15 protein-coding genes are annotated in these 11782 nt (G+C 68.5%); 6 read left to right on the top strand and 9 right to left on the bottom strand.

What is annotated here, in order from left to right; translation table 11 throughout:
- Positions 1–9: 9 nt before the first annotated feature.
- The 3 genes from tolR to ybgC form a co-directional block, all read right to left on the bottom strand.
- On the bottom strand, positions 10–486 hold the full coding sequence (gene tolR, locus B0B01_RS00700) for a protein TolR (RefSeq protein ID WP_076646359.1): 477 nt from the start codon (positions 484–486) through the stop codon (positions 10–12).
- A gap of 3 nt (positions 487–489) precedes the next feature.
- Positions 490–1185 carry a protein TolQ gene (tolQ, locus tag B0B01_RS00695; protein WP_076646357.1) on the bottom strand — a complete coding sequence of 232 codons (696 nt, stop codon included), beginning with the start codon at positions 1183–1185 and terminating at the stop codon, positions 490–492.
- Positions 1186–1302: 117 nt separating this feature from the next.
- Positions 1303–1689: a tol-pal system-associated acyl-CoA thioesterase gene (ybgC, locus tag B0B01_RS00690; RefSeq protein WP_076646355.1), complete on the bottom strand. Its 387-nt coding sequence runs from the start codon at positions 1687–1689 to the stop codon at positions 1303–1305.
- A 132-nt stretch (positions 1690–1821) separates the two neighbouring features.
- On the opposite strand from ybgC, the gene B0B01_RS00685 reads away from it, so the two are divergent.
- Complete coding sequence (locus tag B0B01_RS00685) at positions 1822–3123, top strand: PP2C family protein-serine/threonine phosphatase (protein ID WP_234967669.1); 1302 nt, start codon at positions 1822–1824, stop codon at positions 3121–3123.
- Positions 3124–3214: 91 nt separating this feature from the next.
- Here the strand turns inward: B0B01_RS00685 and B0B01_RS00680 are convergent, their stop codons facing one another.
- Together B0B01_RS00680 and B0B01_RS00675 are read right to left on the bottom strand one after the other, a co-directional pair.
- Positions 3215–3769 (bottom strand): peptidylprolyl isomerase, encoded by a 555-nt coding sequence (locus tag B0B01_RS00680; RefSeq protein ID WP_076646353.1) that lies wholly within the window; start codon positions 3767–3769, stop codon positions 3215–3217.
- Positions 3762–4268 (bottom strand): peptidylprolyl isomerase, encoded by a 507-nt coding sequence (locus B0B01_RS00675; protein ID WP_076646351.1) that lies wholly within the window; start codon positions 4266–4268, stop codon positions 3762–3764. Before B0B01_RS00675 ends, B0B01_RS00680 begins: the two co-directional genes overlap by 8 nt.
- A 138-nt stretch (positions 4269–4406) precedes the next feature.
- On the opposite strand from B0B01_RS00675, the gene B0B01_RS00670 reads away from it, so the two are divergent.
- Positions 4407–5594, top strand: coding sequence for a phosphoglycerate kinase (locus tag B0B01_RS00670; protein WP_076649972.1), 1188 nt, complete (start codon positions 4407–4409; stop codon positions 5592–5594).
- A gap of 80 nt (positions 5595–5674) precedes the next feature.
- Here B0B01_RS00670 and B0B01_RS00665 read toward each other — a convergent pair whose 3' ends face one another.
- Together B0B01_RS00665 and dksA are read right to left on the bottom strand one after the other, a co-directional pair.
- Positions 5675–6862: an FAD-dependent monooxygenase gene (locus B0B01_RS00665; protein ID WP_076646349.1), complete on the bottom strand. Its 1188-nt coding sequence runs from the start codon at positions 6860–6862 to the stop codon at positions 5675–5677.
- Positions 6863–6969: 107 nt separating this feature from the next.
- Positions 6970–7392 carry an RNA polymerase-binding protein DksA gene (dksA, locus tag B0B01_RS00660; RefSeq protein WP_076646346.1) on the bottom strand — a complete coding sequence of 141 codons (423 nt, stop codon included), beginning with the start codon at positions 7390–7392 and terminating at the stop codon, positions 6970–6972.
- Between the two features lie 197 nt (positions 7393–7589).
- Between dksA and B0B01_RS00655 the strand changes: the two genes are divergently transcribed.
- From B0B01_RS00655 to B0B01_RS00640, 4 genes are all read left to right on the top strand, one after another.
- Positions 7590–8435, top strand: a complete 846-nt coding sequence (locus B0B01_RS00655) for an AAA family ATPase (protein ID WP_076646344.1) — start codon at positions 7590–7592, stop codon at positions 8433–8435.
- Between the two features lie 146 nt (positions 8436–8581).
- Complete coding sequence (locus B0B01_RS00650) at positions 8582–8749, top strand: apolipoprotein acyltransferase (RefSeq protein WP_076646342.1); 168 nt, start codon at positions 8582–8584, stop codon at positions 8747–8749.
- Positions 8750–8758: 9 nt separating this feature from the next.
- Positions 8759–9943 carry a vWA domain-containing protein gene (locus tag B0B01_RS00645; protein ID WP_076646340.1) on the top strand — a complete coding sequence of 395 codons (1185 nt, stop codon included), beginning with the start codon at positions 8759–8761 and terminating at the stop codon, positions 9941–9943.
- A 42-nt stretch (positions 9944–9985) separates the two neighbouring features.
- A complete protein-coding gene (locus B0B01_RS00640) occupies positions 9986–10687 on the top strand; it encodes a M48 family metalloprotease (RefSeq protein WP_076646338.1) in 702 nt (233 codons plus the stop codon).
- An 89-nt stretch (positions 10688–10776) separates the two neighbouring features.
- Here the strand turns inward: B0B01_RS00640 and B0B01_RS00635 are convergent, their stop codons facing one another.
- Both B0B01_RS00635 and B0B01_RS00630 read right to left on the bottom strand, forming a co-directional pair.
- Complete coding sequence (locus B0B01_RS00635; RefSeq protein ID WP_076646335.1) at positions 10777–11352, bottom strand: RSP_2648 family PIN domain-containing protein; 576 nt, start codon at positions 11350–11352, stop codon at positions 10777–10779.
- Positions 11349–11624 (bottom strand): hypothetical protein, encoded by a 276-nt coding sequence (locus B0B01_RS00630; protein WP_076646334.1) that lies wholly within the window; start codon positions 11622–11624, stop codon positions 11349–11351. Before B0B01_RS00630 ends, B0B01_RS00635 begins: the two co-directional genes overlap by 4 nt.
- Positions 11625–11782 lie beyond the last annotated feature (158 nt).

The raw sequence follows: 11782 nt of genomic DNA, 5'->3' as shown, positions 1-11782 counted from the left end.
ACCGCCGCCTCACTGTTCCGACTGGTCGAGCGTCGGGCCCCCGGTGTCGGTCACGAGACCGACATTGGAAAATCCGCTCGCGTTCAAGGCCCCCATGACCTCCATCACGTCCTTGTAGGATACCGCGCCGTCGGCCCGCAGAAAGATCCGCCGCCCCTCGCGCTCCGTGGCGATCGCGCGCAGTTTGGGGATCAGTTCCTCGCGCGGGGTCGGCGTGGTCTGGATCTGCAATTCACCCGAAGAAGTGATCGTGATCGTGAGCGGTTCCTCGCTGTCGCTCGGCAGCGCGGTCGCCGCCGTCTTGGGCAGGTCGATCGGCACGCCGACGGTCAGCAGCGGCGCGGCCACCATGAAGATGATCAGCAGCACCAGCATCACGTCGACGAAAGGCGTGACGTTGATCTCGGACATGGGCCGTCCGCCGCCGCGGCGGCGCGAGCGGCCGAGACCGCGCTGCCGGCCGCCGATCTGCTGGATCCGCGCCATCGGTCAGGAATCCAGCTGGCGGCTGAGCAGCGTCGCGAATTCGTCGGCAAAGACCTCGTGGCCGGCAATGATGCGCTCGCTGTCCGCGCTCAGCTTGTTGTAGAAGACCACCGCCGGAATTGCCGCCAGCAGCCCGAGCCCGGTCGCCAGCAGCGCCTCGGCGATTCCCGGCGCGACCACGGCAAGGTTGGTGTTCTGCTGCGCGGCGATCTCGATGAAGGCATGCATGATGCCCCAGACCGTGCCGAACAGCCCGACGAAGGGCGCGGTGGAGCCGACCGTGGCAAGGAACGACAGGCCCCATTGCAGCGACTCGGCCTCCTTGTTGATGGCCACGTCCATGCTCCGGTCGATGCGCGCCTGCGCCCCGGGGATCAGGTCGCCGTCCTGGCGGTGCGATCGCCGCCACTCGGTCATGCCGGCGGCAAAGACCCGCTCGGCGCCCCCGTCCGGGTTCGGCCCGACCTGCTCGAACAGTCCGTCGAGCGGCTCGCCCGACCAGAAGGCACTGTCGAACTGTTCGGATTCGGTCCGGGCGCGCCGATAGTTGATCAGCTTCTGGATGATGATGCCCCATGACCAGAATGAAGCGATGATGAGCAGGATCATCACCAGCTTCACAACCAAGGACGCCCGCGCGAAAAGGGCCCACATGGAGAAATCAATCCCCTGTGCGACCGCCAGCGTTTCTGCTTCCATCTTGTTCTGCTCTTTGCCCGATCTTCAGGTTGGCGACCGTATTGGTTCGATCTTGTTGCGCGGACAACTATAGCACCTGCCGGAGCTTTGCCAATGAAACCGGCGTGAAAATGCCACTCAGCCGAAAATTGCGCGAATCTCTGCCGGCAGCCGCAGCGGGCGGCCATCGGGGCTCATGCAGGCAAGGGTGACGCGGGCACGAAACAGCGCCCGCCCGCCGCGGGAAACCGTCTGGTCCAGCACGAAGCGCACGCCGCTCGTGGCGACCGGCACCGTCTCGACCTCGAGCAGGTCGTCAAACCGCGCCGGGGCAAGGTAATCGGCCTCGATCCGGCGCACCACCCAGAGGATGCCGCTCTCGCGCATGGCGTTCTGGTCGCTGCCGAGCGCCCGCACCCAGTCGCTGCGCGCGCGTTCGATGAAGCGCAGGTAATTCGCGTGATAGACCACCGCGCCCATGTCGGTGTCGTCGTAATAGACGCGGAACTTGAACAGGTGCTTCATGGCAGGCTCCGTGATGCGGGCGCTCCCGGTCCGGGCCGGCTTTTGCCTGTCGGCCCGCAGGACAGGGCTTCACCCGCTGTTAACGTCCGCGCGCCATGCTGTCATCACAAAGGGCGCATCGCGGGGTGAGCATTGACGCGACAGGATCCATGTAGAGGGCAATCGGGCCCCCCGACCCCCGCCGAAATCGCCGGGCTTCGCCATGCGCTCGTGGTCGAGGACAGCGCGGCCCAGCGGCGCCTGCTCGCCGCGATCCTGCGGCGCTGGGGCCTGCGGGTGAGCGAGGCCCGCAACGGTGCCGAGGCGCTGGCGCTCTGCACCACCGACCCGCCCGACCTCGTGCTCAGCGACTGGATGATGCCGGTCATGGACGGGCCGGCCTTTTGCCGCGCCTTCCGCGACCTGCCGCGGGATTACGGATATTTCATCCTGCTCACCTCGCGCGAGGAACGCAACGCAGTGGCGGAGGGGCTCGATGCGGGGGCAGACGATTTCCTGACCAAGCCGGTCGATCCGCAGGAACTGCGCGCGCGCATCGCCGCCGGCGCCCGCATCCTCGACATGCAGCGCCAGCTCTCGGACAGGAACCGGCAACTGGGCGCGACCCTCGCCGAACTGCAGGGCGCCCATGCGCGCATCAACGACGACCTCGTGCAGGCACGCCGCTTCCAGCAGTCACTGGTTCCCGAACGGCTGCGCGATTTCGGCACCCTCCGGCTCAGCCTGCTGCTCGAACCCTGCGGCCATATCGGCGGCGATCTGGTCGGAATGTTCGCGGCCGGTGCGGAGCGGGCCGGTTTCTACAGCATCGACGTGGCCGGCCACGGCATTGCATCGGCACTCATGTGTGCGCGGATCGGCGCCTTTCTGAGCGGACTGCACGGCGGCGAGCAGGCCCCGGCGCTTGAGGGCATGACCGGCCAGCCCCGGCTGCGCCGGCCGCCGGACCTCGCCATGACCCTGAACCGCCGGCTGCTGCAGGATTCCGAGGCCGGCGAATATCTCACCATGTGTTACGGCACCGTCGATCTCGCGTCGGGGCGGGTCGATCTGGTGCAGGCCGGCCATCCGCATCCGCTGCTGCTGCGCCGGGACGGCAGCAGCGTTGCGCTCGGCCCGGGCGGGCTGCCGGTCGGGGTGCTCGCGGATGCGTCCTGGCCCTCGTTTTCGCTCCGGCTCGAACCGGGCGAGCGGCTGCTGCTCCATTCCGACGGGCTGGACGACGCCGCCGCGCGGGGAGTCGCCCCGCCTTCGGAACAGGGCCTTGCGCGGCTCCTGCAAAGCACCGCACAGGAGGCCGGCATATCAGCGGGCGGGTTTCTGGACGGCCTCTTCGCCCGCCTGCGGCAGTCCCTGCCCCGGGGCGAAGGCTTTGCCGATGACATCTCGGCAGTGCTGCTGGAATATGACGGACCGCAGGGCGGCAGCCCGTAAGCCGCCACCCCTTGCGGACAGGCCCTTGCGGACAGGCGCGCACCGTCACGGCGAAACAGCCGCGCCGCGCGCCGCCGGCAAGGGGCGTGGCTCAGTCGATCGCCGTCACGCGTTCCATGCGGTCGGGGTCTTCGCTGACCTCGCCGTTCGAGCCGTCGCCGCGCTTGATCGCATCGACCACATCCATGCCCTCGGTCACGCGCCCGACGGCGGTATATTGCCCGTTCAGGAAGGGGCCGTCATCGAACATGATGAAGAACTGGCTGTTGGCGCTGTTCACATCCTGCGCCCGCGCCATGCCGACCACGCCGCGCTCGAAGGGGATGTCCGAAAACTCCGCCTTGATGTTGGGGCGGTCGGACTTGCCGGTGCCGGCACGGCCCAGATCCTCGCCGGCACGCCCATACTGCACGTCGCCGGTCTGGGCCATGAACCCGTCGATCACCCGGTGGAACACGACGCCGTCATAGGCGCCCTCTGCGGCCAGCGTGCGGATCTGCTCCACATGGGCGGGGGCCACATCGTCGAACAGTTCGATCACCACCGTGCCGTTCGCCTCGCCCGCCACCTCGATCTCGAGCCCGCTCGCAAGCGCGCCGCCGGCAACCAGCGAGGCGGCGAGCGAAACAACCGCCAGCCTACGCATCTGCGGCGACCTTGACGCTGATCATGCGGTCGGGGCTTGCCGGGGGCTCGCCCCGGGTGATCGCATCCACATGGTCCATGCCCTCGATCACACGCCCATAGACGGTATACTGCCCGTTCAGGAAATGATTGTCGGAAAAGTTGATGAAGAACTGCGAATTGGCCGAGTTCGGATTCTGCGACCGCGCCGCACCCAGAGTGCCCCGGTCATGGGGCAGCTTCGAGAACTCGGCCGGCAGATCGGGGTATTGCGACCCGCCCGTGCCGGCGCGTCCGGGGTTGTAATCCTGCTCCATGTTGGCGTGCTGCACATCGCCGGTCTGGGCCATGAACCCGTCGATCACGCGATGAAAGGCGACGTTATCATAGGCGCCGTCGCGCGCCAGCCGCTTCATCCGCTCCACGTGCTGCGGCGCCACGTCGGGCAGAAGCTCGATCACGACCTGGCCGTCCTTCAGCTCCATCAGGATGGTGTTTTCGGGGTCTTTGATTTCGGCCATCGGACTCTCCTGTCATGTTGGCGGCTCTGCCCTAACTAGAATGCCCCTCCGTGATTGCCAAGACGGGACGCACAAGGATTGACGAAAGCTGCCGATCGGGGAACAACAGCGCCGGTGGTGCAGATGCAGGAGGTTTCGATGGGCTGGAAAACGCTGGACGACATGGAATTGCAGGGCCGGACCGTGCTGGTGCGCGTCGATCTGAACGTGCCGCTGCAGGACGGTCGGGTGACCGACGACACCCGCATCCGCCGCATCATCCCCACGATCCGCGCGATTCTCGACCGCGGCGGGCGCCCGGTGCTGCTGTCGCATTTCGGCCGCCCCAAGGGGACTTACCGGCCTGACATGTCGCTGAACCAGATCACGGGCCCGCTCGGCACGGCCCTCGGCGCGCCGGTGGTCTTCTGCGCGGACAGCCGAGGCCCGGCCGCCGAGGCAGCGGTCGCGGCCCTGCAGGACGGCGAGGTGCTGCTGCTGGAAAACACCCGCTTCCACCCCGGCGAGGAACGCAACGACCCCGAACTTGCCGCCGCCTTTGCCCGGCTCGGCGACATCTACTGCAACGATGCCTTCTCCTGCGCCCACCGCGCCCATGCCTCGACCGAGGCGATCGCCCGTCTGCTGCCCTCCTGCGCCGGCAAGCTGATGGAGGCGGAACTGCGCGCCCTCGACGCCGCGCTCGGCGCGCCCGAACGCCCGCTTGCGGCGGTGGTCGGCGGGGCCAAGGTCTCGACCAAGCTCGCGCTGCTCGAAAACCTGCTGGACAAGGTCGACCACCTGATCATCGGCGGGGCCATGGCCAACACCTTCCTCGCCGCCCAGGGGCATGACCTCGGCAGGTCGCTGGTCGAACATGACATGACCGGGACCGCGAAGACGATCCTCGACAAGGCGGCGGCGCGAAACTGCACGGTGCTGCTCCCGGTCGACATCGTGACCGCACCGGCGCTCGAAGAGGGGGCACCGGCCACGACCCGGAACCTGGGCGACTGCCCGGCCGAGGCGATGGTGCTCGATGCCGGCCCCGAAAGCCGCGCGAAAATCTGCGCCCTCCTCGAAAACATCCGCACCCTGATCTGGAACGGCCCGCTCGGCGCCTTCGAGATCGCCCCCTTCGACGCGGCCACGAATGCCGCCGCGCGCAGGGCCGCGGAACTCACCCGCGCGGGCCGCCTGATCTCGGTCGCCGGCGGGGGCGATACCGTGGCGGCGCTGAACCGCGCGGGCGCGGCGCAGGACTTTACTTATGTCTCATCCGCCGGCGGGGCCTTTCTCGAGTGGATGGAGGGCAAGATCCTGCCGGGCGTCGCCGCCCTGCACTGACCGCGCCCGCCCGGTTCTTCTTCTGGCAGAAATATCCCGGGGAGCGCGAGGGGCAGCGCCCCTCGCCCGCACGGCCGGCTTCACCCCCGGCCTCGCCCCCCGCCCGCGGTCACGTCGTGCCCGTAGATCCAGTCGAACTGCCGGACCATGCGGCCGGGCGCGATCCGACCGCCGACCCGCAGCGCGAGATGTGCGGCCCCGCGCAGCGGCGGGCGCAGGTGGTATTTCCAGGCGTTCCCCCCGGCCGCGGCCACAACGCGGCGCGCCCGCGCCGCACGGCGCTGCTGATAGGCCGCGAGTCCCTCGTCGCGCCGGCCCGCCCCCGCAAGGCAATCCGCCAGCACCCAGGCATCCTCGAGCGCGAGATTGGCGCCCTGCGCCATGAACGGCAGGGTCGGGTGCGCCGCATCGCCCAGGATCGCAACCCCGTCCCGCTGCCAGCAATCCGCGACATCGTGACGATACAGCCCCCAGATGCCGACCGGTCCGACCCGCGCAAGCAGCCCCGCCGCCGCACCGCCGAAATCCGCAAATGCCGCGCGCAGATCGTCCGCCCGGCCCTCGTGGTGCCATCCTTCCGCGGTCCAGCCCGCGCGCTCCTGCACCGCGACAAGGTTGATCATGCGTCCGCCGCGCAGCGGATAGGTCACGAGATGGCGCCCCGGCCCCATGAAAACGCTCGCTTCGGGCGCAATGTCGCCATCCACATCGACCGTCGCCCGCCAGGCCACCTGCCCGGTAAAGAACGGGCGCCCCGCTTCGCCGAGCGCGCGGCGCGCGCGTGAATGCAGCCCGTCGGCCCCGACCACGAGGTCTGCTTCCATGCGCGCCCCGTCCGCAAAGGTCACGTCGGGGCGCAGGCCGGGGGCGACCGTTTCGGCCCGCCGGCCGGTCAGGATGCGGACCCCGGCGGCGCGGGCGGCATCGGCAAGACACCCGATCAGGTCAGCGCGGTGGATGAAACAGTAACGCTGCCCGGCCGCAAGACGCGCAAGATCGAGCCGCAGCACCTCGGCCCCGTCCGAATGGTCGCGCAGCACCACCGCCGCGGCCTGCACCGCATCGCGCGAAAGCGCGGCCTCGAGGCCGAGCGCCCGCAACACCGCAAGCCCGTTCGGCGTGACCTGCAGCCCCGCGCCCACCTCGGTGATCGCGGGCGCCTGTTCGCAGACCGTGACATCCGCACCCCGCGCCCGCAGCGCAAGCGCCGCAGCCAGCCCGCCGATCCCGGCGCCGATGACGATCACCTTGAAGTCCGACAGCGTCACTGGTCCTGCCCCGTCGTCAGGCGGTCGCCCCGGTGTTCCGCAGACGCGCCGTGCGGACCCGCCTTGCATCCGATGCTCCCGCCCGGTCCGCCCGTCGGGAAGGACGCTCAGTCGTCGCGATGCACCTTTTCGCGGCGCTCGTGACGTTCCTGCGCCTCGAGCGTCATGGTCGCGATCGGCCGCGCATCGAGGCGCTTGAGCGAAATCCGGTCCCCGGTCATCTCGCAATAGCCGTATTCGCCTTCCTCGATCCGCTTCAGCGCTTCGTCGATCTTGGTCACGAGCTTGCGCTGCCGGTCCCGGGTGCGCAATTCAAGCGCGCGGTCGGTCTCTTCCGAGGCGCGGTCGGCGATGTCGGGGATGTTGCGCGTTCCGTCCTGCAGCCCGGCGATGGTATCGCGGCTCCCGGCCAGGAGCTCCTGCTTCCAGGCCAGCAGCTTGCGGCGAAAATACTCGGTCTGTCGTTCGTTCATGAAAGGTTCATCCTCAGCCGGGCGATAATCATCCGACAGGAAAACGTCCTGCTTCATTCGAGCCTCTTTGACCTCGCGGGAAATATCCGGCACAGGGTTTATTCAAGTCAACTGGCGTTACTCTGGCGCAGCATCTATCCGAGGGACGTTCGGTTGTCACTACACAATCCGGCCGCAGGGGCCGGGCCCCGCCCGCAGCGGCAGGCCGCCCCGCATATGCCGCATGATGCAATCAGCCAAGAGGTCTGCACAGGATGAAATTCGAGGGAACCGCGGAATATGTCGCGACCGACGATCTGCTTGTCGGGGTGAATGCGGCGGTGACGCTGGAGCGTCCGCTGCTGGTCAAGGGCGAGCCGGGCACGGGCAAGACCGAACTCGCGGTGCAGGTCGCGGGCGCGCTCGGCCTGCCGCTGATCGAGTGGAACATCAAGTCCACCACCCGCGCCCAGCAGGGGCTTTACGAATATGACGCGGTATCGCGGCTGCGCGACAGCCAGCTCGGCGATGCCCGGGTGCATGACGTCGCGAATTACATCCGCAAGGGCAAGCTCTGGCAGGCGTTCGAGGCTGAAACCAAGGTCGTGCTGCTGATCGACGAGATCGACAAGGCCGATATCGAGTTTCCGAACGACCTCCTGCAGGAGCTCGACCGGATGGAATTCCACGTCTACGAGACCGGCGAGACCATCCGCGCCCGCCACCGCCCGATCGTCATCATCACCTCGAACAACGAAAAGGAACTGCCGGACGCCTTCCTGCGGCGCTGTTTCTTCCACTATATCCGCTTCCCCGACGAGGCGACCCTGCGCCGCATCGTCGAGGTGCACCACCCCGACATCAAGGACGCCCTGCTGACCGCGGCGCTGACGCAATTCTATGAAATCCGCGAACAGCCCGGGCTGAAGAAGAAACCCTCGACCTCGGAAGTGCTCGACTGGCTGAAACTGCTGCTGGCCGAGGATCTGGGGCCCGAGGATCTGCGCGCGACCAGCGGGGGCGCCCTGCCCCGCCTGCATGGTGCGCTGCTGAAGAACGAACAGGACGTGCATCTTTTCGAACGCCTCGCCTTCATGGCCCGCGGCGCAGGCCGCCGCTGACCGGGCGCGGACCGGAACAGGGATCGAAACAGGGCGCGCGCCTTCGCGGGACAAGCGCGCTGGACAGGTCGGGGCGCGCGGTCTAGGCATCGGACCCCGGAACGGCCGGGACGCAGCCCCTTCCGCAGGCCGGGCAAGGAGAGACCATGATCGTCATCGTGTTCACAGCAATCGGCGCCCTCATCGGCGGCGTCACCGCGCGCCGGCGCGGGGGAAACCGGCTCGACATGGCGCAATATGCGGCCGGCTACGGGCTGGCCTTCATGATCCTGGGAATGATCGTCGCGCTCGTGATCGACCGTTTCCTGATCTGATCCGAAGCGATGTTCCTTTCATTCTTCGAAAATCTGCGCGCGGCGGGGGTGCCGGTCTCCCTGCGCGAATATCTCGGCTTTCTCGAGGCGATGAAGGCGGGGCTCGTGCTCTATGATGTCGAGGGGTTCTATTACCTCGCGCGCGCCTCCATGGTGAAGGACGAACGCCACATCGACCGTTTCGACCGCGCCTTTGCCCAAAGCTTCGAGGGGCTTGAACAGATCAGCACTGAGCAGGTGCTCGAGGCCGTGGACATTCCGGCCGAATGGCTTGCCAAGCTTGCCGAAAAGCACCTGAGCGACGAGGAAAAGGCCGAGATCGAGGCGCTCGGCGGCTTCGACCGGCTGATGGAGACGCTGCGCGAGCGGCTGAAGGAACAGCAGGGGCGCCACCAGGGCGGCAGCAAGTGGATCGGCACCGCCGGCACTTCGCCCTTCGGGGCCTACGGCTACAATCCCGAAGGCGTGCGCATCGGCCAGGCCGAAAGCCGTCACCGCCGCGCGGTCAAGGTCTGGGACCGGCGCGAGTTCCGCGATCTCGACGACCGGCTGGAACTCGGCACGCGCAACATCAAGGTGGCGCTGAAGCGGCTGCGCCACTGGGCCCGCGACGGCGCGGCGCGGGAGCTTGACCTTGACGGCACGGTGCGCGCCACGGCCGAGCACGGCTATCTCGACGTGCAGACGCGCCCGGAGCGGCGCAACGCGGTGAAGGTGCTGCTGTTCCTCGACGTGGGCGGGAGCATGGACGACCATGTGCAGGTGGTGGAGGAGCTGTTCTCGGCCGCGCGGGGCACCTTCAAGCATCTCGAGCACTACTATTTCCACAATTGCCTTTACGAGGGCGTCTGGCGCGACAACCGCCGCCGCTGGGAGGAACAGACGCCGACGCTCGACGTGCTGCACAGCTACGGGCCCGATTATCGCTGCATCTTCGTCGGCGACGCGAGCATGAGCCCCTACGAGATCGCCTATCCGGGCGGCGCGAACGAGCACTGGAATCCCGAGGCCGGCCATGTCTGGCTGCGCCGCGCCCGCGAGCAATGGGCCGCCAATCTCTGGATCAACCCGGTGCCCGAGGCCTATTGGGGGCACACCCATTCGATCGGCATGATCCGCGAGATCTTCGACGGGCGCATGGTGCCGATGACGCTGGAGGGAATCGGGCGCGGCATGGATCTGCTGCGCGGCTAGGTCGCGCTTGCGCCGGGGCCCGCCTGCCGCCATATCGACGACATGCTCCGGTTCTCGCCCGTCCTTCTTGCCGTCATCTACGCGCTGGTGATGTATCGCTTTTCCACCTGGCGGCTGCATCGCGAGCTGGACGCGCGCTCCAATCCGCTTCTCGACGCGCGGCTCACGCGGCTGTTCGACCGCATGGCGGACAGTCTGGACCTGCCGCAGATCCGGGTTCTGATCTATGAAATCGAGCCGGTGAACGGGCTTGCCGCGCCGGACGGGCGGATTTTCATCACGCGCGGGTTCTATCGCCGCTTTCTGTCGGGCGAGGTGAGCGCCGAGGAACTGGCAAGCGTCGTTGCCCATGAGCTTGGCCATGTGGCGCTTGGCCATGCGCGGCGCCGCATGATCGACTTTTCCGGGCAGAATGCGCTGCGCACGACGCTGGTGATGGTGCTCGGGCGGTTCCTGCCCTTTGGCGGCGCGGGCATCGCCGCCCTGCTTGCCGCGCTGCTCACGACGCTGCTCGGGGCGCGCCTGTCGCGGCAGGACGAATACGAGGCCGATGCCTATGCGGCGGCGCTGCTGACCCGGTCCGGGATCGGCATCGCGCCGCAGAAATCCCTGTTCCGCAAGCTCGAGGCCATGGCGGGCCATGCCGGCGGGCGGGTGCCGGCCTGGCTCATGAGCCATCCGCGCACCGATGCGCGCATCACGGCGCTCGAACAGATCGAGGAGCGCTGGAACCGGCGCCCCTGACAGTGGCCGCGTGATCGGACGAGGGGCGCTGCCCCTCGCGCTCCCCGGGATATTTCCGCCAGAAGAAGGCCCGGGCCGGTGCCCCGCGGTCAGGTCAGGGCGGCGGCAGCGCGGGCGAGGCGCGGCAGGCGGGCCTTCCTGAGCAGCGCCCGCATGTCCCAGCCCGTTTCCGAGAGGCGATTCGCCTTGGCGAGCGTCGCCTTCAGCACCGGCTCCACATGAGCGGGCGCGCCGCGATAGAGGTCGAGCAGGAAGGTGTCGGGCGCATGGCGGGCAAGCCCGTGCCCGGCCAGCACACGAATGGGGAAATCGCGGCTGTTCGCGGTCAGGATGCCGTCGGCCGCGCCGGCAAGCGCGGTTGCGAGCACGTGGATGTCGCCCGGGTCGGGCAGCCAGAGCCGCGCCTGCGTTGCGGGGTCAGGGGCGATTCCGGCTCCGGGCCAGTCGGCGCGCATGAGCGCGGCCTCGCCTTCGGCGACGAGCCGCTGCGCCGGGCCGAGCCGGGCCGCGGCATGGAGCCATTCGTCAACGATCCGGTCCGACCAGAGCGGTTCGAAACAGCCCAGAGCCGCGGCACCCATGAGCAGTTCGCGCAGCACCGTCGGATAGAGCACGCAGGCGTCGAGCACGATCCGGGGCGGGGCGTCCGGCGGGGCGGGGCTCACGGCTCGCGGCGCGCGCGCCAGCCGCCGCGGCGGCGCGGTGCGATGCTGCCGCCGAGCCCGTCGCGCAGCACCTGCGTCATCGGGTGATCCGGGGCCCCGTCGCCGTGGCGTGCCAGCAGCGCGCGCAGCGAGGCACGGGGCTCCTGTGCCTCGGGCAGGCCGAGCGCCCAGTCCATGAAGATCGTGCGGCACTGTGCGGAGGTGATGCCGGGAATGCGATAGGCCTCGCGGATCAGCCCCTTCGGGTCATGGGTGTCCTGTCCGGGTTTCATGGTGGGTTCCGGGCTCCCGCGCAGCTTCCCTCATGACCGGCATAGGCCGCGAGGGCCGGGTTGCGCAAGCCCCGCGCTGCGGCCGCCCGGTGTTCTGCCGCGCTCTTGCCGCGCAAGCGGCTTGTGCTCGGCCCTTGATGGGACCATGTTGCGGCACA

Origin of the sequence: Pontibaca methylaminivorans (assembly GCF_900156525.1) — a bacterium.
Taxonomy (GTDB): domain Bacteria; phylum Pseudomonadota; class Alphaproteobacteria; order Rhodobacterales; family Rhodobacteraceae; genus Pontibaca; species Pontibaca methylaminivorans.
This window is presented reverse-complemented; position numbering and strand designations above follow the sequence as displayed.

Coding starts and splice junctions, on each gene's coding strand:
- tolR (WP_076646359.1), bottom strand. CDS start 486: ATGGCGCGGATCCAGCAGATCGGCGGCCGGCAGCGCGGTCTCGGCCGC.
- tolQ (WP_076646357.1), bottom strand. CDS start 1,185: ATGGAAGCAGAAACGCTGGCGGTCGCACAGGGGATTGATTTCTCCATG.
- ybgC (WP_076646355.1), bottom strand. CDS start 1,689: ATGAAGCACCTGTTCAAGTTCCGCGTCTATTACGACGACACCGACATG.
- B0B01_RS00680 (WP_076646353.1), bottom strand. CDS start 3,769: ATGCGTAGGCTGGCGGTTGTTTCGCTCGCCGCCTCGCTGGTTGCCGGC.
- B0B01_RS00675 (WP_076646351.1), bottom strand. CDS start 4,268: ATGGCCGAAATCAAAGACCCCGAAAACACCATCCTGATGGAGCTGAAG.
- B0B01_RS00670 (WP_076649972.1), top strand. CDS start 4,407: ATGGGCTGGAAAACGCTGGACGACATGGAATTGCAGGGCCGGACCGTG.
- dksA (WP_076646346.1), bottom strand. CDS start 7,392: ATGAAGCAGGACGTTTTCCTGTCGGATGATTATCGCCCGGCTGAGGAT.
- B0B01_RS00655 (WP_076646344.1), top strand. CDS start 7,590: ATGAAATTCGAGGGAACCGCGGAATATGTCGCGACCGACGATCTGCTT.
- B0B01_RS00650 (WP_076646342.1), top strand. CDS start 8,582: ATGATCGTCATCGTGTTCACAGCAATCGGCGCCCTCATCGGCGGCGTC.
- B0B01_RS00645 (WP_076646340.1), top strand. CDS start 8,759: ATGTTCCTTTCATTCTTCGAAAATCTGCGCGCGGCGGGGGTGCCGGTC.
- B0B01_RS00640 (WP_076646338.1), top strand. CDS start 9,986: ATGCTCCGGTTCTCGCCCGTCCTTCTTGCCGTCATCTACGCGCTGGTG.
- B0B01_RS00630 (WP_076646334.1), bottom strand. CDS start 11,624: ATGAAACCCGGACAGGACACCCATGACCCGAAGGGGCTGATCCGCGAG.